Origin of the sequence: Lelliottia nimipressuralis, assembly GCF_041464075.1 — a bacterium.
GTDB lineage: Bacteria > Pseudomonadota > Gammaproteobacteria > Enterobacterales > Enterobacteriaceae > Enterobacter > Enterobacter nimipressuralis.
In genome coordinates this window covers 2,530,103-2,551,112 of sequence record NZ_CP167172.1, presented here as the reverse complement: position 1 = coordinate 2,551,112, position 21,010 = coordinate 2,530,103, and the positions used below count along the sequence as shown (strand labels likewise).

General features: G+C 55.6%; 23 protein-coding genes. 12 read left to right on the top strand and 11 right to left on the bottom strand.

Going from position 1 to position 21,010, the window contains the following annotated elements:
* The first annotated feature begins 78 nt into the window (after positions 1-78).
* Together ACB496_RS12125 and ACB496_RS12120 are read left to right on the top strand one after the other, a co-directional pair.
* Positions 79-1,017 (top strand): LysR substrate-binding domain-containing protein, encoded by a 939-nt coding sequence (locus ACB496_RS12125; protein ID WP_371972661.1) that lies wholly within the window; start codon positions 79-81, stop codon positions 1,015-1,017.
* Between the two features lie 167 nt (positions 1,018-1,184).
* Positions 1,185-1,790: a LysE family translocator gene (locus ACB496_RS12120; RefSeq protein WP_102103910.1), complete on the top strand. Its 606-nt coding sequence runs from the start codon at positions 1,185-1,187 to the stop codon at positions 1,788-1,790.
* Between the two features lie 137 nt (positions 1,791-1,927).
* Here ACB496_RS12120 and ACB496_RS12115 read toward each other — a convergent pair whose 3' ends face one another.
* A complete protein-coding gene (locus ACB496_RS12115; protein ID WP_371972659.1) occupies positions 1,928-2,278 on the bottom strand; it encodes a DUF1304 domain-containing protein in 351 nt (116 codons plus the stop codon).
* A 127-nt stretch (positions 2,279-2,405) separates the two neighbouring features.
* On the opposite strand from ACB496_RS12115, the gene ACB496_RS12110 reads away from it, so the two are divergent.
* Positions 2,406-3,101: an RluA family pseudouridine synthase gene (locus tag ACB496_RS12110; protein WP_371972658.1), complete on the top strand. Its 696-nt coding sequence runs from the start codon at positions 2,406-2,408 to the stop codon at positions 3,099-3,101.
* A gap of 12 nt (positions 3,102-3,113) precedes the next feature.
* On the opposite strand, the gene ACB496_RS12105 is transcribed toward ACB496_RS12110, so the two are convergent.
* From ACB496_RS12105 to pth, 3 genes are all read right to left on the bottom strand, one after another.
* Complete coding sequence (locus tag ACB496_RS12105) at positions 3,114-3,653, bottom strand: DUF2058 domain-containing protein (protein WP_100779903.1); 540 nt, start codon at positions 3,651-3,653, stop codon at positions 3,114-3,116.
* Positions 3,654-3,784: 131 nt separating this feature from the next.
* Positions 3,785-4,876 carry a redox-regulated ATPase YchF gene (ychF, locus tag ACB496_RS12100; protein WP_100779904.1) on the bottom strand — a complete coding sequence of 364 codons (1,092 nt, stop codon included), beginning with the start codon at positions 4,874-4,876 and terminating at the stop codon, positions 3,785-3,787.
* A 126-nt stretch (positions 4,877-5,002) separates the two neighbouring features.
* Positions 5,003-5,587: an aminoacyl-tRNA hydrolase gene (gene pth, locus ACB496_RS12095; RefSeq protein WP_100779905.1), complete on the bottom strand. Its 585-nt coding sequence runs from the start codon at positions 5,585-5,587 to the stop codon at positions 5,003-5,005.
* A gap of 272 nt (positions 5,588-5,859) precedes the next feature.
* Between pth and ychH the strand changes: the two genes are divergently transcribed.
* A complete protein-coding gene (ychH, locus tag ACB496_RS12090) occupies positions 5,860-6,135 on the top strand; it encodes a stress-induced protein YchH (protein WP_100779906.1) in 276 nt (91 codons plus the stop codon).
* 82 nt (positions 6,136-6,217) lie between these two features.
* Here the strand turns inward: ychH and dauA are convergent, their stop codons facing one another.
* From dauA to lolB, 4 genes are all read right to left on the bottom strand, one after another.
* On the bottom strand, positions 6,218-7,897 hold the full coding sequence (dauA, locus tag ACB496_RS12085; protein ID WP_102103902.1) for a C4-dicarboxylic acid transporter DauA: 1,680 nt from the start codon (positions 7,895-7,897) through the stop codon (positions 6,218-6,220).
* 123 nt (positions 7,898-8,020) lie between these two features.
* A complete protein-coding gene (prs, locus tag ACB496_RS12080; RefSeq protein ID WP_003856663.1) occupies positions 8,021-8,968 on the bottom strand; it encodes a ribose-phosphate diphosphokinase in 948 nt (315 codons plus the stop codon).
* Positions 8,969-9,093: 125 nt separating this feature from the next.
* Positions 9,094-9,963 carry a 4-(cytidine 5'-diphospho)-2-C-methyl-D-erythritol kinase gene (gene ispE, locus ACB496_RS12075; RefSeq protein WP_371972640.1) on the bottom strand — a complete coding sequence of 290 codons (870 nt, stop codon included), beginning with the start codon at positions 9,961-9,963 and terminating at the stop codon, positions 9,094-9,096.
* Positions 9,960-10,571, bottom strand: coding sequence for a lipoprotein insertase outer membrane protein LolB (gene lolB, locus ACB496_RS12070; RefSeq protein ID WP_102103900.1), 612 nt, complete (start codon positions 10,569-10,571; stop codon positions 9,960-9,962). Before lolB ends, ispE begins: the two co-directional genes overlap by 4 nt.
* Before the next feature lie 210 nt (positions 10,572-10,781).
* Between lolB and hemA the strand changes: the two genes are divergently transcribed.
* Genes hemA through kdsA form a run of 6 tightly spaced genes read left to right on the top strand, consistent with a single transcriptional unit; the run spans position 10,782 to position 16,085 of the window.
* On the top strand, positions 10,782-12,038 hold the full coding sequence (gene hemA / locus ACB496_RS12065) for a glutamyl-tRNA reductase (RefSeq protein ID WP_107703423.1): 1,257 nt from the start codon (positions 10,782-10,784) through the stop codon (positions 12,036-12,038).
* 42 nt (positions 12,039-12,080) lie between these two features.
* Complete coding sequence (gene prfA / locus ACB496_RS12060; protein WP_100779911.1) at positions 12,081-13,163, top strand: peptide chain release factor 1; 1,083 nt, start codon at positions 12,081-12,083, stop codon at positions 13,161-13,163.
* Entirely contained in the window at positions 13,163-13,993 is an 831-nt protein-coding gene (gene prmC, locus ACB496_RS12055) for a peptide chain release factor N(5)-glutamine methyltransferase (protein WP_371972637.1), read from the top strand. The genes prfA and prmC overlap by 1 nt, the downstream gene beginning before the upstream one ends.
* On the top strand, positions 13,990-14,382 hold the full coding sequence (sirB2, locus tag ACB496_RS12050) for an invasion regulator SirB2 (RefSeq protein WP_100779913.1): 393 nt from the start codon (positions 13,990-13,992) through the stop codon (positions 14,380-14,382). Before prmC ends, sirB2 begins: the two co-directional genes overlap by 4 nt.
* A 2-nt stretch (positions 14,383-14,384) precedes the next feature.
* Complete coding sequence (gene sirB1 / locus ACB496_RS12045) at positions 14,385-15,194, top strand: invasion regulator SirB1 (RefSeq protein WP_100779914.1); 810 nt, start codon at positions 14,385-14,387, stop codon at positions 15,192-15,194.
* 36 nt (positions 15,195-15,230) lie between these two features.
* A complete protein-coding gene (gene kdsA, locus ACB496_RS12040) occupies positions 15,231-16,085 on the top strand; it encodes a 3-deoxy-8-phosphooctulonate synthase (protein WP_100779915.1) in 855 nt (284 codons plus the stop codon).
* Positions 16,086-16,157: 72 nt separating this feature from the next.
* Here kdsA and chaA read toward each other — a convergent pair whose 3' ends face one another.
* Positions 16,158-17,258: a sodium-potassium/proton antiporter ChaA gene (chaA, locus tag ACB496_RS12035; protein ID WP_100779916.1), complete on the bottom strand. Its 1,101-nt coding sequence runs from the start codon at positions 17,256-17,258 to the stop codon at positions 16,158-16,160.
* A gap of 270 nt (positions 17,259-17,528) precedes the next feature.
* On the opposite strand from chaA, the gene chaB reads away from it, so the two are divergent.
* Positions 17,529-17,759 (top strand): putative cation transport regulator ChaB, encoded by a 231-nt coding sequence (gene chaB, locus ACB496_RS12030; protein WP_100779917.1) that lies wholly within the window; start codon positions 17,529-17,531, stop codon positions 17,757-17,759.
* 178 nt (positions 17,760-17,937) lie between these two features.
* Complete coding sequence (locus ACB496_RS12025; RefSeq protein ID WP_371972633.1) at positions 17,938-18,633, top strand: gamma-glutamylcyclotransferase; 696 nt, start codon at positions 17,938-17,940, stop codon at positions 18,631-18,633.
* A 31-nt stretch (positions 18,634-18,664) separates the two neighbouring features.
* Here the strand turns inward: ACB496_RS12025 and ACB496_RS12020 are convergent, their stop codons facing one another.
* Complete coding sequence (locus ACB496_RS12020; RefSeq protein WP_100779919.1) at positions 18,665-18,907, bottom strand: DUF1883 domain-containing protein; 243 nt, start codon at positions 18,905-18,907, stop codon at positions 18,665-18,667.
* A gap of 214 nt (positions 18,908-19,121) precedes the next feature.
* Entirely contained in the window at positions 19,122-20,906 is a 1,785-nt protein-coding gene (locus tag ACB496_RS12015) for a methyl-accepting chemotaxis protein (protein WP_312154240.1), read from the bottom strand.
* Positions 20,907-21,010 lie beyond the last annotated feature (104 nt).

The following is a 21,010-nucleotide window of genomic DNA, read 5'->3' as shown; positions in this document are numbered from 1 at the left end:
TAAGCGCAGAAGATTACACCTGGCCTGAGATGTGAAAAATGCCATAATTCAGGAAACACCTTTGCAGGATTTGCATCAATGCATGGCGCAGGCAATATCAGTATCCGTTCTCTCTTAATCTTTATTGACGTGTATGAAACGCAGAATTTTTCCGTGGTCGCGCGCCGCGAAGGAATATCGGCTTCGCAGGTTTCACGAGTTATCCATCATCTTGAAGACGCGCTCGGTCAGCAGCTTTTTTATCGCAACACACGCGCGGTTATTCCGACTGAAAGTGGGCACCTTTTTATCCGGCACGCGCGCGCCATGGCCGGTAATCTTGAGGATGCGCGTCGTGAACTGGATGAACGTGCGCTGGAGCCTTCAGGTCTAATTCGCATTAATGCCCCGGTATTTTTCGGACAGCGGCATGTGGCCCCTGGACTACCGGGTCTGACGGCGCGTTACCCCCGTTTGACCATTGAGCTGACGCTGACCGATGATTACATCGATCCACACAGGGATGCCGCTGACGTCATTTTCCGGATTGGCGTTCTGGCTGACTCCTCCTTTCATGCGCGCGTTTTCGGGCAGCAGTTTTATCACCTGGCCGCGTCGCCTGCGTATCTGGATAAATACGGTATGCCTGAATGCCCGGAGGATCTCGGACGCCATAAATGCCTTGTCTACAGCGGCTCTTCCGGGCCAAACCGCTGGCTGGTTCGCAGGCCAGGTGAGGAGTGGGTGCACTATCCCGTGTCGCCACTGATGTCATCCAATAACGCAGAGACTTTGCTTATTGCGGCTCTCGGCGGGATGGGAATTGTGCTTTTTCCGGACTGGCTGATTGCTGAAAGACTGAAAAGCGGTGAGCTGATCGCGCTACTGACCGATATGGATACCTCTATTAAAACGGAGCCACAGAACATTGCGGCTATTTACCCCCACACCCGTCATCCGCCGCTGAACGTCAGGGCGGTGATCGATTACTATCTTGAGGTGTTTGGTTCACCGCTTTACTGGCAGTCTGATGGGTAAGTTCAGGCTGGCAATGGAGCACATCCGGCGTCAGTTTTTTCCAGCTTAGAAAGTGAATCGCGGACCTTGAACAGAATCTTGCGGTTGTTGATTACGGTGGCAGTGCAGAGGGTTACGCAGCGCCTCAACTGGCAATCTGTGAGAGTGTCCATTACTATCCAAAATCTATGGATGTGAACATTTTCGGCTTTATGCCAGCACTACTGCCTGTAGCACTGTCCCCCGGCGCAAGCTTCACTCTCGTTATGAACAGTGCTCTGGCTGGTGGTCACAAAGGCCTGATCAGAACGCTCGCCGGAACAGCGTTGGGCATATACACCCATGCGGTTTTAATAGGGCTGGGTGTGACTGCTGTGCTCATCTCGTCCCCGGCAGCGTTTGCAGTGCTCAAAGTTGCCGGAACGGCCTATCTGCTCTGGTTAGGCGCGATGCTTATCCGCAGTGGGATAACGGTCACTACAGACGGGTTTAGGGATTCAAAGCATGTGGTGACGTTAAAAGAGGCGTGGCTTGCGAATGTTTTGAACCCAAAAGCCATCCTTTTCTATGTGACGGTCGTTTCACAGTTCGCCGGGATAAAGGGAGGGGTTAGCAATTACCTGACGCTGGCATCAGTGCATGTCGTGGTGATGAGCGTTTGGCTTTTCTCTGTCAGTCAGACACTGATATTTTCAGTTAAAAAAACGAACCCGTTAATGCTCAAAAAATACGTCAACATTGCCGGCGGGATGTTGCTCATTGCTTTTTCGCTTCATAGCCTGATAAAGGGATAATGCCCACATTTGGCAAAGCGTTGCCGTTATGATTCAGGCCGTCAGCTACGCATGATGCTGGGGAGAGATATCAGGCCTACGGTGAGACGTAACGCTTTATTGTTCCGGACGGGTAAATTAAACGGTAACGGATGATCTCAACGGGCTATTAGCGCAACGATCGCGGCAAGCGCTGGAAGCGCCTGCACATAAAGTATCTTCCGACTGGCGGTTACCGCTCCAAAAATACCTGCAACCAGCACGCAGATCAGAAAGAAGAATATCACCGAAACACCGCGTTCGCCGAGCGATAACCCCCACAGCAATCCCGCCGCCAGAAAGCCGTTGTACAGCCCCTGATTCGCGGCGAGAACGCGGGTTTCGCGCGCAAAATCGGCGCTTAAATTAAAAGCCTTCTGGCCGGTTTTGGTGTTCCACAAAAACATTTCGAGCACCAGAATATAGAGATGGATGACGGCAACGACAGCGACAAGAAGAGTAGCAAACACGGGCGGCCTTACAGGGTGAGGGTAGATGAAAGGGAGTATAGATAATTCCAGCGGGGGCGGCAGGCTGATTCGCCACCAGGATGAAAATTCGTTATCATCCGCTCCCACTCTTTATCCGTGCAGCCTGATGTCTACGATTATCGATACCTTTATTGCCCCGCCGTGTCTCGACGAGATTGAAATTCTCTATCAGGACGCGCATCTGGTGCTGATCAACAAACCGGCGGGGCTGTTGAGCCTTTCGGGGAAAAATCCGCAGAATCTCGACTCGGTGCATTATCGACTAGTGAAGATTTTCCCTGGCTGCACCCTCGTGCACCGCCTGGATTTCGGCACGTCCGGGCTGATGGTGGTGGCCCGCAATAAGGCTATCAATGCGGCGCTGTGCCAGCAGTTTAGCGAGCGTCGCGTGACCAAGATTTACACTGCGCTACTGTGCGGGCATCTGGACGATAACGAGGGGGTGATAGATGCAGCGATTGCCAAAGATCCGGCGCTGTTCCCGCTGATGTCGATTTGCGCTATCACGGGCAAGCCCGCGCGCTCTCGCTATCGGGTGATTGAACGTATTTATCAGAAAAGGGAAGGGGCGTTACTGCCGTTGACGCGGGTCGAGCTGACTCCGGAAACCGGGCGCACCCATCAGCTGCGTATTCACTGCCAGCAGCTGGGGCACCCAATTTTAGGCTGCGATCTGTATGGTGGGCTCACGCTGCCAGGTACCGGGCGCACGCCGCGTCTGATGCTGCACGCCAGCGAGCTGCACTTTGTCCATCCCGTGAGCGATGAGTGCATCACGGTGCGTAATGCCAGCCCGTTCTGACCGCAAACGTCATTACCACATCAAATCATCAGGCACTTTGAAATCGGCGTACGGATCGTCCTCGTCCTGCTCTTCCTGACTCAGGGCACTGTTCAGTACGATACTGTCTGCATCACGCTGGGCGATTTTATCCGCGACGCTTGCCGGAATAATCGCGTACTGACTCTCACTTGCCCCATCCACCACCAGGCGGGCGATGGCGAGACGGCCACTAATCAGCTGCGTCTGCGTCGTTTTATCGACAACGATCTTTTTGATGAGGTTGTTATCGGTGAAGTTGAAATCGATGTTCCCGCGTGACACCACGATGCGGTTCATCTCAATCAGCTGTTTCACCTGCGCTTTAAACTCTTTTGCCAGCGTCGCCTGTTTTTGCTGTTCACTCAGCTGCTTATCACGTTCGAGCTGGGCTTTTTTGTTCTCTTCCACCGCTTCACGCGCCTCACGAGCCTGCACGCGGGATTTCTTCGCCGTTCTCTGAACTTTGGCCATTTTTTTGCTGGTGACCAGGCCTGCTTTGAGCATCTGCTCTTGTAAGGTAAGTTTTGTCATCTTCGTATCTGAACCTGTTTGAAATTTGCCGGGATTATACCTGTAATTTTATACAAATAAAAAATCCACGCCGGAGCGTGGATTTGATAAGGGTTGTTGTTGCTGATATCTCGTCAGCTAACAAATTTTATTTAGACGTTAAACAAGAAGTTCATCACGTCGCCATCTTTGACGATGTAATCTTTTCCTTCTGCACGCATCTTGCCGGCTTCTTTCGCGCCTTGTTCACCTTTGTAGGTGATGAAGTCTTCAAACGCGATGGTCTGTGCGCGGATAAAGCCTTTTTCGAAGTCGGTGTGGATTTTACCGGCCGCCTGCGGAGCGGTGGCACCGACAGGGATGGTCCAGGCGCGTACTTCTTTCACGCCAGCGGTGAAGTAGGTTTGCAGGTTCAGCAGCTCATAGCCCGCGCGGATAACGCGGTTCAGGCCCGGCTCTTCCAGGCCCAGCTCAGCCATGAACTCTTCGCGGTCGGCATCGTCCAGCTCAGCGATGTCAGACTCAACGGCAGCACATACAGCAACAACGACAGAGCCTTCGCCAGCGGCGATTTCACGCACTTTGTCGAGGTACGGGTTGTTTTCAAAACCATCTTCGTTGACGTTCGCGATGTACATGGTTGGCTTCAGGGTCAGGAAGCTCAGGTATTTGATTGCCGCTTTATCTTCTTCTGTCAGATCCAGCGCGCGCAGCATGCCTGCGTTTTCCAGCTGTGGCAGACATTTTTCCAGGGCTGCCAGTTCGGCTTTCGCGTCTTTATCGCCGCCTTTGGCTCGCTTCTGCACGCGGTGGATTGCGCGTTCGCAGGTGTCCAGATCGGACAGGGCAAGCTCAGTGTTGATAACGTCAATATCGTCAGCCGGATCGACTTTGTTATTCACGTGGATGATGTTGTCGTTTTCAAAACAACGCACTACGTGGCCGATGGCTTCGGTTTCACGGATGTTAGTCAGGAACTGGTTGCCCAGGCCTTCGCCCTTGGAGGCGCCTTTTACCAGGCCCGCGATGTCGACGAATTCCATGGTGGTTGGCAGAATGCGCTGTGGTTTAACGATTTCAGCGAGCTGATCCAGACGTGGGTCAGGCATCGGCACGACGCCGGTGTTCGGCTCAATCGTACAGAACGGGAAGTTTGCTGCTTCGATACCCGCTTTGGTGAGCGCGTTAAAAAGGGTGGATTTGCCCACGTTTGGCAGACCAACGATACCGCATTTAAATCCCATCTTTAAATCACCTTAATGTCTTGATATTCAACCCGTTAGCATTAACCGATTGAAGAAAAGTAAATAACTTTGCCTATTATACACGTAACCGCCGTCACGCGCGGTAAAAATGGCGTCTCGCGCGGACTACTGCGCTTTAAAGGCGTGTAAACGATTTGTGGCTTTGGTCAGACCCTCTTTGAGCCACACCTCGGTACAGCGCGCCGCTTCGTCTACGGCATCGTCAATGAGCTTCTGCTCGGAAGCGGGTGGTTTACCCAGCACAAAACCGACAACTTTGTTTTTATCGCCCGGATGGCCGATTCCCACGCGTAAACGATGAAAGTTCGGGTTATTGCCGAGTTTGCTGATGATGTCTTTCAGGCCATTGTGACCGCCGTGACCGCCGCCGAGTTTGAATTTAGCGACACCGGGCGGTAAATCCAGCTCATCGTGGGCGACCAGAATTTCATCCGGATTGATGCGATAAAACGTTGCCATCGCCGCCACGGCTTTACCGCTCAGGTTCATGAATGTGGTCGGAACAAGCAGACGCACATCGGCACCCGCGAGGTTGATACGCGAGGTATAGCCATAAAATTTCGGCTCTTCACGCAGGGGGGCACGTAACCGCTCGGCCAGCAGATCGACATACCAGGCTCCGGCGTTATGGCGGGTGGCCGCATACTCTGCGCCTGGGTTGGCAAGGCCGACAATCAGTTTAATCGTCACGTTTCAATTCCTAAAGGTTCCAGATTTGCCGCGTAGTTTACTGTCTGGCGCGCCGCTTGACAAAATTCTGCGGCAGGAAGAGGGGAAATTTGAATAATGACGGGTTTGAATCATTAGAATTTCAAGCTGTTCAGGCGCTTATTTGTAAACTTTTGTCTCGGGTGTGCTCATTATTGTGATCATTCACGCAACTCATAAAAGACCCGTTGTCTATACTTTACACACAAGGATTAGGGACATTTCCCTGCAACCCAAAGTTCCGGAGGTGACATATGAAACGCAGAAACGCTTCACGACTCGGTAACGTGCTAATGGGGTTGGGCCTGTTCGTGATGGTAGCAGGTGTGGGTTATTCTATTTTAAACCAGTTGCCGCAACTTGACCTCCCACAATACTTCGCGCACGGCGCGGTGCTGAGCATCTTTTTAGGTGCGGTTTTGTGGCTGGCAGGGGCCCGCGTGAGTGGCCATGAGCAGGTCAGCGACCGATACTGGTGGGTACGTCATTACGACAAACGCTGCCGCCGGGACCAGCATAAACCTAGTTAGTACACCTGCCGGGTAACCGCAGCGCTAACCAGCCTGCAGAAGATGAATACAAAAACGGCTCCTGATGGAGCCGCTTTTATGTTTAGAGATCCGCTAATGCCGCTTCGCGATTCGGGTAGAACGCCAGGCGCCCCGGAATCGGCTGCACGCCCGCGCGCGCCATGGTGCGCAGGGGCTGGAACTCAAGATTACTCACCCGCAGCTCGCAGCCTTCCGGCAGACGCTTCACAAAGCGCTGGAATGCATCCAGACCGCCTGCGTCCAGCACCGGGACTGCATCCCATTTCAGCACCACAATCCGCTTCCCGGAAATACGCGATTCCAGATCGCTGAACAAACCTTCCGCCGCCGCAAAGAACAGTGGGCCTATAACGCGCAGCACCAGTACATCCTCCGGCACCTCGACATTCACCGGTGACAGGCGCGTCATCTGCGCAATGCGGCGCATAAACAGCAGCGAGGCCAGCACAATCCCGACGCTGATGGCGATCACCATGTCAAACAGCACCGTCAGAGACATACAGATCAGCATTACGATGATGTCGTCTTTCGGCGCGCGGCGCAGGAGATGCACCACTTTGTGCGCCTCAGACATGTTCCACGCCACCATCAGCAGCAGGGCGGCCATCGCGGAGAGCGGGAGCCACGACAGCAGCGGGGCGAGCGCCAGCAAGGCGAGGATCACCAGCAGAGAGTGGATAACCGCAGACACTGGCGAGGTAGCCCCGGCGCGCACGTTGGCGGCGGAACGGGCAATCGCTGCCGTGGCGGTAATACCGCCAAAGAACGGCGCGATAAGGTTACCCAACCCCTGGCCAACCAGCTCGCTGTTGGCTTTATGCTTGGTGCCGGTCATACCGTCGAGTACCACCGCGCAGAGCAGCGATTCAATTGCGCCGAGCATCGCCATAGAGAACGCCGCCGGGAGCAGGGCGCGCAGGGAGTCCCAGCTCAGGGTGAAGTCCGAACCAGGTAAATTCCACGGCAGCACCAGCTGAGGCAGTAGCTGAGGAATGCCGTTGCCCTGGGAGCCATCCGCCAGAATGTAGTGGAACTGCGAGCCGATAGTGGCGACGTGTCCGCCGAGGAGGTTAACCACGCCCATCACTGCGCAGCCCAGCAGCAGCGCGGGAAGATGCCCCGGCAGGCGAATGCCCAGCCGTGGCCAGAGAATTAACGTGCCGAGCGTAACGATACCGATCGCCGCATCGCCCAGATTCGCTGTCGGCAGGGCCATAAACAGGGCACCGACCTTTTGCAGATAGTGTTCAGGCACCTGTGCGAGCTGCAAACCGAGAAAATCTTTGATTTGCATGGTCCCGATGGTAATGCCGATCCCGGAGGTAAAACCGAGCGTCACGGAGAGCGGGATGTATTCGATCAACCGACCAAAACGGGCCAGACCGAACAGAATCAAAAATACGCCAGACATCAGCGTGGCGACCAGCAAACCAGCCAGACCAAACTGCTGGGAGACCGGGTAGAGGATCACCACAAAGGCCGCTGTCGGGCCGGAGACGCTAAAGCGCGACCCGCCCGTCAGGGCGATGACAATCCCGGCAACTGCCGAGGTGTACAGCCCGTACTGCGGGGCAACGCCGCTGCCAATCGCCAGTGCCATCGCCAGTGGAATGGCAATAATCCCGACGGTGATCCCGGCGATGACATCACGCAGAAAACGCGATGAAGTGTATTTTTCTTTCCAGCAGGCGTCGATGAGGGCGCGAAAGGGCAGAACATGTGAGGACGCTACGTTTTTCACAATTCTCTTTTTCCGTGAGCACATCATCTGTCATGTGAATGGCAGGTGAAGGAAGTATTAATCATACAAATAGGTAATGAAGACAAAAAAACCCGCCGCAGCGGGTTTTTGGGCCGTGTTCGATTAGTGTTCGAACATCGCAGAGATGGATTCTTCGTTGCTGATACGACGAATCGCTTCGGCCAGCATGCCTGACAGGGTCAGGGTACGTACGTTTGGCAGCGCCTTGATCTCATCACTTAATGGAATGGTATCGCACACCACCACTTCGTCGATGACGGAGTTGCGGAGATTGTTGACAGCATTGCCGGAGAAGATCGGGTGGGTTGCGTAAGCAAACACACGCTTAGCACCACGTTCTTTCAGCGCTTCAGCGGCTTTGCACAGCGTGCCGCCGGTGTCGATCATGTCATCAACCAGCACACAGTCACGGCCAGCGACGTCACCGATGATGTGCATCACCTGAGAGACGTTAGCGCGCGGACGGCGTTTGTCGATGATCGCCATGTCGGTATCGTTCAGCAGTTTGGCAATCGCACGAGCACGAACCACGCCGCCGATGTCCGGAGAAACCACAATTGGGTTATCCAGGTTCAGCTGCAGCATGTCTTCGAGCAGGATTGGGCTGCCGAATACGTTATCAACCGGAACGTCGAAGAAGCCCTGGATCTGCTCTGCGTGCAGGTCAACGGTCAGAACGCGGTCAACACCGACGCTCGACAGGAAGTCAGCAACCACTTTAGCGGTAATCGGTACACGCGCGGAACGGACACGACGGTCCTGGCGGGCATAGCCGAAGTAAGGAATAACAGCCGTGATACGGCCTGCGGAAGCACGGCGCAGGGCATCGACCATAACAACCAATTCCATCAGGTTGTCGTTAGTTGGAGCACAGGTGGACTGGATGATGAAAATATCACCACCGCGTACATTTTCGTTAATTTGTACGCTGACTTCGCCGTCGCTAAAGCGACCTACAGCGGCGTCGCCGAGGGAAGTGTACAGGCGGTTGGCAATACGTTGTGCTAGTTCCGGGGTGGCGTTACCAGCAAAAAGCTTCATATCAGGCACGAGAAGAACCTCAGGCATGCGTCCAATGGTGGATAACATTCGCCACTAACTGTGCGGGCCAGGCGAACGCTATCCAGGCGGTGTATTAAAGAGCGCGATGCAACGTCTGGAACAGGGTGACGTTGTCACCGAAACTCAGTCTGCGCCAGAATGGCCTGCTGTAGCGGGGAAGTGTTCATCCCACGCGCCACAAAACCATGCAGCCATTCCGGGGCTTGCTCTAGCACCTGACGAGCGGCGAATTCGGTGTCAAATTCAGCAAAAACACAGGATCCTGTGCCAGTCAGGCGCGACGGGGCGTATTCTAACAGCCAGGAAAGCACCGCATCAACCTCGCGAAAACGTTTTCTTGCGATAACCTCGCAATCGTTGCTGAATTCACATTTTAGTAACGTTTCTATTGACCGGACGGGAGTGTTCCGTGGCAACGCCGGATCCTTAAAAATAACCGGGGTCGGAATACTCACACCAGGATGGGCAATCAGATACCATTTCTCCGGTGGATCGACCGGCGTGAGGATCTCGCCAACCCCTTCGGCAAACGCGGCGTGACCGCGAACAAACACCGGCACATCGGCGCCGAGCGAAAGCCCCAGCGCGGCCAGTTCATCAGGCGTTAATCCGCAGCCCCAGAGATGGTTCAGGGCAACCAGTATCGTCGCGGCATTGGAAGAGCCGCCTCCCAGACCGCCGCCCATCGGCAGGTGTTTCTCGATATGGATATCGGCACCGCTCCCCGACGGAAGCCTTCCCGAGCCGGCCGCCGCGTTCATCAGCAGCCGCGCGGCACGCACGATCAGATTATCTTCATGAGCAACGCCTTCAACGGGCGTTAGCAGGTGAATCTGGCCGTCGTCGCGCAATTCGATGGAGATCGTGTCGCCATAATCGACAAACTGAAACAGCGTCTGCAGCATGTGGTAGCCGTCAGCGCGTTGCCCGGTGATGTACAAAAACAGGTTCAGCTTCGCCGGAGAGGGCCATTGGCTCATCATTTAACGATCCAGTTATCCATTTTGAGCTTAATACGCTGGCTGCCTTCCGTCAGTTCCATATTGGATGGCAATGCCGGTTTACTCGCGCTGTCATAGCCGCCGTACACCACTTTCCAGGTTTTCCCGTTCTGGGTGTAGTTGAGTTCGCTCAGGCGATACTGGTCGTCGAGTTTGTAATCGGTGGCGTCGCCCGGCAGACCGAGGATCCACTGGCGCAGGCTATTGAGCGGAATCGGCATGCCGGTCAGTTTGCCGATCATCTCTTCGGCATCTGTCGCGGTGTAGTGCTGGCCTTTATTATCGGTGATCTGTGCGGTGCCTGGCTGGGCATTCAGCTCCAGTTCAGTGCTGCCGAGCGGGTTCAGCAGCAGCAGGCGATAGCGATCCTGCCCGGTTTGCTGCCAGAAGAAGCGGGCATACACTTTTTGCTGATCGGAGAGATAAGCGAACGCACCGCGTGTTTGATACTGGCTTAAATTACGCACCTCTTGCTGGTGCTGACGCCACTGCGGTGAGTCAGGACTTTTGCCGGGGCCCTTGGGCGGAGTAATCGAGCAGGCGGTAAGAACCAGCGCCGCCAGCGGTAACAAGCGAATGAATCGGGCCATAGTCGTGACAAATCCTTGAGATGCGTTGCAGTTATAACCCTTAATGCTAGCGCCGGGCGGTGGCAGCGTCTACGTTCATATTGTCTTAAATCATGAAATTAGCCGGAAACGGCTATTACTCCGAAAGGGGGCACTCTCTTTTATTGATCTCGCGCATCCTGTATGATGCGACCTGCTAACCTTATTAACGCTGGTACTACTCCCGCTCACATGACCCTTTTAGCACTCGGTATCAACCACAAAACAGCCCCGGTTTCGCTGCGAGAACGCGTTACGTTTTCGCCGGATACGCTCGACCAGGCGCTGGATAGCCTGCTTGCCCAGCCGATGGTGCAGGGTGGTGTGGTGCTCTCTACGTGTAACCGTACTGAGCTATATCTGAGCGTGGAAGAACAAGACAACCTCCACGAAGCACTTATCCGCTGGTTATGCGACTACCACAATCTGAATGAAGAAGAGCTGCGCAACAGTTTGTACTGGCATCATGATAATGATGCGGTCAGCCATCTGATGCGCGTCGCCAGCGGTCTCGATTCGCTGGTGCTTGGCGAGCCGCAAATACTCGGGCAGGTCAAAAAAGCCTTTGCCGATTCCCAGAAAGGCCATCTCAAAGCCAGCGAGCTGGAACGCATGTTCCAGAAATCTTTCTCCGTGGCGAAGCGTGTGCGAACCGAAACCGACATTGGTGCCAGTGCGGTTTCTGTTGCCTTCGCAGCCTGTACGCTGGCGCGTCAAATCTTTGAATCGCTCTCAACGGTCACCGTGCTGCTCGTCGGCGCCGGGGAGACCATTGAGCTGGTGGCGCGTCATCTGCGCGAACACAAGGTTAAGCAGATGATCATCGCCAACCGGACCCGCGAACGCGCGCAGGTACTGGCAGACGAAGTGGGCGCAGAGGTGATTGCCCTCAGCGACATCGATGAACGCCTGAAAGACGCGGACATCATTATCAGTTCAACCGCCAGCCCGTTGCCTATTATCGGTAAAGGGATGGTGGAGCGTGCGCTGAAATCGCGCCGCAATCAGCCAATGCTGCTGGTGGATATCGCCGTCCCGCGTGACGTCGAGCCGGAAGTCGGCAAGCTGGCAAACGCCTATCTCTACAGCGTTGACGATCTGCAAAGTATCATTTCCCACAACCTCGCCCAGCGTAAAGCGGCGGCGGTGCAGGCAGAGACGATTGTCGAGCAGGAATCGAGCGAATTTATGGCCTGGCTGCGCGCGCAAAGCGCCAGCGAGACGATTCGCGAATACCGTGGTCAGGCGGAACAGGTACGTGACGATCTGACGGCCAAAGCGATGGCGGCCCTCGAGCAGGGCGGCGATCCGCAGGTCATTATGCAGGACCTGGCGTGGAAGCTAACCAACCGGTTGATCCATGCTCCAACCAAATCACTTCAACAGGCAGCCCGTGACGGGGATGATGAACGCCTGACTATTCTGCGCAACAGCCTCGGGCTGGAATAGCGCCACACACCCATTTTCTATTACAAGGTGCATTTTACGCCTATGAAGCCCTCTATCGTCGCCAAACTGGAAGCTTTGCACGAGCGCCATGAAGAAGTTCAGGCCCTGCTCGGTGATGCCGCGACTATTGCTGACCAGGATCGTTTTCGCGCCCTGTCGCGCGAATATGCGCAGCTCAGTGATGTTGCGCGCTGCTTTACTGAATGGCAGCAGGTTCAGGAAGATATTGAAACCGCGCAGATGATGCTCGACGACCCTGAAATGCGCGAAATGGCGCAGGAAGAGTTGCAGGACGCCAAAGCGCGCGCCGAAGAGATGGAGCAGCAGCTCCAGGTTCTTCTGCTGCCAAAAGATCCGGACGATGAGCGCAACGCGTTTGTCGAAGTTCGCGCCGGAACGGGTGGCGACGAAGCCGCGCTGTTTGCTGGCGATCTGTTCCGCATGTACAGCCGCTACGCGGAATCCCGCCGCTGGCGCGTAGAAATCATGAGCGCCAACGAAGGCGAACATGGTGGCTATAAAGAAGTGATCGCTAAGATCAGCGGCGACGGCGTGTATGGCCGTCTGAAATTTGAGTCCGGCGGGCACCGCGTGCAGCGTGTCCCGGCGACGGAATCCCAGGGGCGAATTCACACCTCTGCCTGTACCGTTGCGGTGATGCCGGAGCTGCCAGAAGCTGAACTGCCGGATATCAATCCAGCCGATCTGCGTATTGATACCTTCCGCTCGTCAGGCGCGGGTGGTCAGCACGTTAACACCACTGATTCCGCGATCCGTATTACCCACTTGCCGACCGGCATCGTGGTGGAGTGTCAGGACGAACGTTCCCAGCACAAAAACAAAGCCAAAGCCCTGGCGGTGCTCGGCTCACGTATTCGCGCCGCCGAAATGGCGAAACGCCAGCAGGCCGAAGCCTCTACGCGCCGTAACCTGCTGGGCAGCGGCGATCGCAGCGATCGTAACCGCACCTATAACTTCCCGCAAGGCCGCGTGACCGACCACCGCATCAACCTGACGATTTACCGTCTGGATGAGACGATGGAAGGCAAACTCGACTCCCTGATCGAGCCGATCGTGCAGGAATACCAGGCCGATCAGCTGGCCGCGCTGGCTGAGCAGGACTAATGGATTTTCAGGCCTGGTTACGTGCCGCCGCGAGCGAGCTTTCCAGCAGTGAAAGCCCGCGTCGCGACGCCGAAATCTTGCTGGAACATGTCACCGGAAAAGCGCGCACTTATCTCCTGGCATTCGGTGAGACGCTGCTGACGCCTGAACAGGACGCGCAGCTCGCGGCACTGCTGGCCCGGCGTAAAACCGGTGAGCCGGTGGCGCACCTGACAGGAGAACGGGAGTTCTGGTCGCTGCCGCTGTATGTTTCAGCCGCCACGCTGATCCCGCGCCCGGACACCGAGTGTCTGGTCGAGCAGGCGCTGGCCCGTCTGCCTGACGGTCCGTGTCGCATCCTGGATTTAGGCACGGGCACCGGCGCGATTGCGCTGGCGCTGGCGAGCGAGCGCCCCGATTGTCAGATTACCGCAGTCGACGTGATGCCTGACGCGGTAGCCCTGGCGCAGCGCAATCTTGCGCGTCTGGGTTTCAGTAACGTTCAGATCAATCAAAGCAGCTGGTTTTCTGCCCTGGCACAGCACGCCTTTGAGATGATCGTCAGCAATCCGCCTTATATCGACGAGCACGACCCGCATTTGTCGCAGGGGGATGTGCGCTTTGAGCCGCTCACGGCGCTGGTTGCAGCGAACGACGGGCTGGCCGATATCGAACACATCATCACGACCGCCCGCGAGCACCTTGTGCCCGGCGGCTGGCTGCTGCTTGAACATGGCTGGACGCAGGGGGCAGCGGTCCGTGCGCTGTTTAGCGCGGCGGGATACGCGAGCGTCGAAACCTGTCGTGACTACGGCGGCAACGAACGCTTGACGCTTGGGAAAAAGCCATGAGCGCCTTCAGCGTGTTGATCGCTGTGCATATTGCCGCCGTGGTGCTGACCATCAGCTTTTTCGTGGTGCGCTACTGGTGGCGTTACAGCAACCATCCGCTCATCGACGCCCGCTGGGTGCGCGTTGCGCCGCACTGCATCGACACGGTTTTGCTGCTTTCCGGCGCCGGTCTGATGTGGCTGACGGGCTATCTGCCATTTACTGATAAAGGCGCATGGCTGACTGAAAAGCTGTTTGGCGTTATCATCTACATCGTTTTGGGTTTTATCGCGCTTGGACGTCGTCGTCCGCGCAGCCAGCAGGCCGGTTTTATCGCCTTCCTGCTGGGGCTGGTGGTGCTGTACATCATCATTAAACTCGCCACCACAAGAATACCGTTACTGGGGTAAGTATGAGGTCCTTAGCCGATTTCGAATTTAATAAAGTACCGCTTTGCGATGGAATGGTCCTGATCTCTGAGATGATCCGTGACGATTTCACCTCGCAGTGGGTATACGATGAGCTGGAAAATCTGGCGAGCCTGGCGCGTGAAGAGATCAGCGAAGCGCGTCCTCAGGACTGGCAGCTGGAAAAACTGATCGAGCTGTTTTACGGCGAATGGGGCTTTTGCGACACGCGCGGCGTGTATCGCCTCTCCGACGCGCTGTGGCTGGATCAGGTACTGAAGAACCGTCAGGGCAGCGCCGTTGCTCTGGGGGCTGTTTTGCTGTGGGTCGCTAACCGGCTGGATATTCCGCTGGTGCCGGTCATTTTCCCGACGCAGATGATTTTGCGCGCGGAGTGGCTGGATGGCGAAATGTGGCTGATCAATCCGTTCAATGGCGACACGCTGGACGAGCACACGCTGGATGTCTGGCTGAAGGGCAACATTAGCCCGGTGGCAGAGCTGTTTAACGAAGATCTCGATGAGGCGGATAACGCCGAAGTGGTGCGTAAACTGCTGGATACGCTGAAAGCCGCGCTGATGGAAGAGCGGCAGATGGAGCTGGCCCTGCGCGCGAGCGAAGTGCTGCTGCAGTTCAATCCGGAAGACCCGTACGAGATCCGCGACCGTGGCCTTATCTACGCGCAGCTGGAATGTGAGCACGTTGCCCTCAACGATTTAAATTACTTCGTTGAGCAGTGCCCGGAAGATCCGATAAGCGAAATGATTCGCGCGCAGATCAACTCGATCGCGCATAAACAAATTACACTGCATTAATCTTAATTCCGATTCACACCTGAATAAGGCGATCCTATGAAACAAAAAGTGGTTAGCATTGGTGATATCAACGTGGCAAACGACCTGCCGTTCGTGCTGTTTGGTGGCATGAACGTTCTGGAATCCCGCGATCTTGCCATGCGTATCTGCGAGCACTACGTGACTGTGACCCAGAAACTGGGCATTCCGTATGTGTTTAAGGCCTCTTTTGACAAAGCCAACCGCTCCTCTATCAACTCTTACCGTGGCCCGGGCCTGGAAGAGGGGATGAAGATTTTCCAGGAGCTGAAACAGACGTTTGGCGTGAAAGTGATCACCGACGTGCACGAAGCGTCTCAGGCGCAGCCTGTCGCAGACGTAGTGGATGTGATTCAGCTTCCGGCGTTCCTCGCGCGTCAGACCGATCTGGTTGAAGCGATGGCGAAAACCGGCGCAGTCATCAACGTGAAAAAACCCCAGTTCGTAAGCCCTGGCCAGATGGGTAACATCGTCGATAAATTCATCGAAGGCGGCAACGACCAGGTCATCCTGTGCGACCGTGGCGCAAACTTCGGTTACGACAACCTGGTGGTCGACATGCTGGGCTTCAGCGTGATGAAGAAAGTCTCTAACAACTCCCCGGTGATTTTCGACGTGACTCACGCGCTGCAGTGCCGCGACCCGTTTGGTGCTGCCTCCAGCGGCCGTCGTGGTCAGGTCACCGAGCTGGCGCGTGCCGGTATGGCGACCGGTCTGGCCGGTCTGTTTATCGAAGCGCACCCGGATCCAGCGAACGCGAAATGCGACGGCCCATCCGCGCTGCCGCTGGATAAACTGGAGCCGTTCCTGAAACAGATCAAAGCGATTGACGATCTGGTGAAGAGCTTCGATGAGCTGGATACCAGCAACTAATCTCTGAGCAAATAAAAAAACCCGCCGCGGCGGGTTTTTTTGTGTCTGGCGGCGCGGCAATGGCGCAGAACGTCAGGCAAATATCGTCATCAGATAGGCGATAAACAGCGCCAGATGCGCAGCGCCATTCAGTACGTTAGTGCGTCCGGTTGAGAACGAGATCTGGCACAGCAGCAGCGACGCTACCATAACAATCATCTCTGGTGCACCCAGCGCAAAATGCAGGTCATTGCCGGTCATAAAGGCAATCAACGTCACCACCGGTACGGTAAGTGAAATCGTCGCCAGCACCGAGCCGAAGAACAGGTTCATGGCGCGCTGGACCTGGTTATTCAGCACCGCTTTCAGGGCACCTAAGCCTTCCGGCGATAGAATCAGCAGCGCCACCAGGAAGCCGGTAAAGGCCACAGGTGCGTTCAGCTCTGTCAGCAGGGTTTCCAGCGGGTTGGCGTTCATCTTGGTGACGGCGATAACCGCAATCAGATGTACGATCAGCCAAACCGTGTGCCACAGGCTGCTGTGCGCTGACGGCTTACCGTGATGCGGGTCATCGTCGTCGCCGTCGTCTTCGTGCTCATACACGAACAGGCTCTGGTGCGTTTTGGTCTGAATCAGCAGGAACACGCCGTACATCGCGGCGGAAATTAGGGCAACCAGCAGCGCCTGACCGGTGGTGAAATTCGCACCCGGCAGCGCCATCGGGAAGACCAGCACGATAACCGCCAGCGGGAAGAGGGCGATCAAATACTGTTTAATGCCAAACAGATTCATATATTGGGTGGCAAATTTCCCCCCGCCCAATAACAGCGAGAAGCCCACCAGACCGCCGGTTACAATCATAATGATCGAATACAGCGTATCGCGCATCAGCGTCGGGGCGGCGTCGCCCGTCGCCATCAGTGCGGAAATCAGGCTGACTTCGAGAATAACGACGGAAAGACTTAAAATCAGAGAGCCATAGGGTTCACCCAGGCGGTGAGCCAGAACATCGGCGTGGCGTACGACGCTAAATGCGCTGGATAAAATACCAATAAGAGCAAGAATGTTAATTCCAACGACCACTGGCAGTGACTGACTACTTCCCCAGAAGAGCAGCACAGCCAGTGCCACAAGCGGGAAAATAAGCGACGTCTCCTTGTGGCGGGTCTTAACCGCCTCATGCGTTGTTGTCATGTGATACTCCGTCAATGCAGGTGTTTGTAATTATAGAATGAAATTGCAGGCCATTAAACTAACAGAAAACCGTTAATTACCAGTGATGTTTTACTTAATTTTACGTCACGGTAGCGATTTTTCTCAAACTGCCCGTAAAAACGTTTTTAATCTAAATACAGTCTAAATAACAGTGTTTTAAGTTAATTAATTTCACACAATTGTCATTTTGACTGGCAGTGAAAACAGCCATCGACCACACTTATCTTTTTGACCAAAAAGAGGTGAATCATGCCCTATAAATCGAAAAGCGACCTGCCCGACAGCGTTCAGCATGTGCTGCCTGCCCACGCACAGGATATTTATAAAGAGGCGTTTAACAGCGCCTGGGATCAATATAAGGATAAAGAGGACCGTCGCGACGATGCGAGCCGCGAAGAGACTGCCCATCGTGTCGCGTGGGCGGCGGTAAAACATGATTATGAAAAAGGAGAGGATGATAAATGGCATAAAAAGAAATAGCCGCCTTATGATTAGCCGCCTCTGTTTTGACTTTTCCGGCTGTTGAACTTTCGTTGTATTGCAACTGGCCTGTGAATTGCTTATCGTTTATTCACTGCTGTCAAAATGAGCAGATAACGAAATGCCGGGAAGGCGCAACAAGATGTCGCAAGGAAGCATGCAGTGGCGGAGGTGGAAAGTGTTAACGCGTGATTTCTTAATGAAGGCAGATTGTAAGACGGCATTTGGTGCTATTGAGGAATCGCTTCTCTGGTCGGCTGAACAACGTGCAGCGTCGCTCGCGGCGACGATTGCCTGTCGTCCGGATGAAGGCCAGGTATGGATATTTGGTTATGGTTCGCTGATGTGGAATCCTGCGCTGGAGTATGTGGAATCCGCAACGGGCACGCTCCCCGGATGGCACCGCGCATTTTGTCTGCGCCTGACGGCCGGACGTGGCAGCGCCTGTCAGCCTGGACGAATGCTTGCACTAAAAGAGGGCGGGCGCACCACCGGTGTGGCCTATCGTCTGCCAGACGACACCCTTGAAGAGGAGCTGGCGCTGCTGTGGAAGCGCGAAATGATCACCGGCTGCTACATGCCGAGCTGGTGCAAGCTTGAACTCGACGACGGTCGCACCGTCAACGCGCTGGTGTTTATCATGGACCCGCGCCATCCGTTGTACGAATCCGACACCCGAACGCAGGTGATCGCGCCGCTAATCGCCGCCGCCAGTGGGCCGCTGGGTACCAACGCCCAGTACCTGTTCTCCCTGGATCAGGAATTGACGCGCTTAGGAATGCAGGATGACTGCCTGAACGAGCTGGTCGCTAAAGTGAAAGCATTAATTGAGGGGGATCCCCGCGAAGCGTCATTGCGTCCGGGTTTTGCCTGAAAAGATACGCCCGGCTTGCCGGGCGTAAATGTTATGCCGCGACGTAGCTGACGGAGTGCTCCAGCGACTGACTGTGGCTGTCGATCAGTACATCCCAGGTGCCGGTATAGGGCACCGTTAACCATGCATTGTCTTTATTCTGCACGCTTAAAATATCCGCCTGCGACGACTTCTGCGCTTTAGCGCTCATCAAATGAATATGACAGCGCTCTGAGCAGCGCACCACCACCGTATCCCCGCCAAACAGCTTCAAACTTGTTTTTACCAGTGCCATCTCTTTACCCCATAGTCCGGAAACAACGCTCTCCCTGCGGCTAATCCTGAGCGTGATGTTGTTCACAATTCACTCATTGCATAACACCAAAGGGGAAGGGAGGGGATGCTGATTTTGATCAAAAAATGGCATAACGTTTAAACAAAAATGACAAAATGCCTGAAAAGGTTCAGCTGACGCGTATTTGAACAGGCCAATACGCGCCGGAAGAAAATTATATGCGGAAATGTCCCGCCGTTTCAGCAAGGTCGCCCGCCTGGCTTTGCAGGGCACTCGCTGCGGCGGCGGATTCCACCACCAGTTCCGCGTTCTGCTGCACCATTCTGTCGAGATGGGTCACGGCGTGGTTAATCTCATGAATGCCTTTCATCTGCTCGCTGGTGGCGATGGTGATTTCACGCATAATCCCCGATACGCTGCCGATGGTGGAGCGGATCTCGTCCATGCTCTCCCCGGCCAGATGCACGTAGCGGGAGCCGGTCGCTACGCTGTGGGCGGTTGAGTCGATCAGCGTTTTGATCTCTTTGGCCGCCTGCGCGCTACGGCTTGCCAGGCTGCGTACTTCCCCGGCCACCACCGCAAATCCGCGACCCTGTTCGCCCGCACGGGCTGCTTCTACGGCGGCGTTTAGCGCCAGGATATTGGTCTGGAAGGCGATCCCGTCAATGACGCTGGTGATATCACCGATTTTGGCCGACGCCACTTCGATAGACTGCATGGTCGTGATGGCCTGAGACACCACTTCGCCGCCGCGCGAAGCCGCAGCCGAGGCTTTGCTCGCCTGATCGTTGGCTTCTGCCGCGGATTCGGTGGACTGGGTGACGGAGGCGGTAATCTGCTCCACGGCGCTGGCGGTTTCACGCAGGCTGGAGGCCGCCTGCTCGGTACGTCCCGAGAGATCCTGGTTGCCCGCCGCGATTTCGCGCGCGGCGTTTTTGACCGAGGAGCTGGCGTCGCGCAGCTGCACCATTACTGTCGACAGCTTATCGCTGAAGGCGTTAAAGGCCTGGGCGATTTCCGCCACTTCGTCCTGGCCGTTATCCGGCAGGCGCTGAGACAGATCGTTTGTTCCGTTGGCGATGGCGTGCATCGCGTCGCGGATATTCGACAGGCGCTTGAGCAGGCGGGCAATAATGAAGTGAACAATCGCACCGCTCAGCAGCACCAGAATCACCAGTGACAGCGCTGAGGCTTTCAGCAGAGAGCGCATCCCGGAGGTGGCATCGTTACTGTCGAGGGCGACGACTAACAGCCAGTGAGTCCCCGCCACCGGCGTAGCGATAAAGGTTTTCTCCGCGCCGCCCAGGGTGCCGTCGAGTTCCGTGCCTTTTTTCAGCGCGTTGATATCGACGCCGTTGATGGCTTCATTGAAGGGTTTAAGTGTCAGGGCCGGATCGCTGGCGGCAATCACCGTACCGTCGCTGTCAATCAGCAGGCCGCTGCTGGCAGGCGTCGGGTGAATACCGCGCACGTTAGCCACCACGCTGTCCATCGCCACATCCCCGGCGACCACCGCTTTCAGCTCGCCGTTTTCTTTCACCGGCACGGCAAAGGTCACCACCAGTTTACCGGTTCCTGCATCCACGTAGGGCGCAGTAACGACAGGCGCATCGGCGCTGACGACCTGCTGATACCACGGGCGTACGGTTGGATCGTAATCCGCCGGGACGCCTGCGGGGTCAGAGAATTTTGCCGTTTTGCTGGCATAGCCGACGTAGACGTTGGTGAAGCCACCGGCCTGTGCCAGTTGCTTAAACACCGGGACCGGATCGTCGCTCAGTGCCACGGATTGCGCGGAGGCGATCACCGTCAGCTTGCTATTAACCCAATCGGCAATGGCGAGATTATGGCTGGCACTGGTGCTGGCCAGAATATCGCGCTGCGACTGCTGGTTGTCCTGCCGCGTGACCTCGAAGTTAATAATGGTATTCAGAAGAAGGGCGACAACCAGACAACCTGTTGTCGCGGCGATGATACGGGCACGGATTGATCTTAACATTCACTGTGTACCTGCTGAGTTGACTTAAGTAGCCTATCGGCAACCCAGCCGGTAACTTGATGGTGCAACCGCGTCCATAAGTAAAAAATATGTTTACGGGTTTA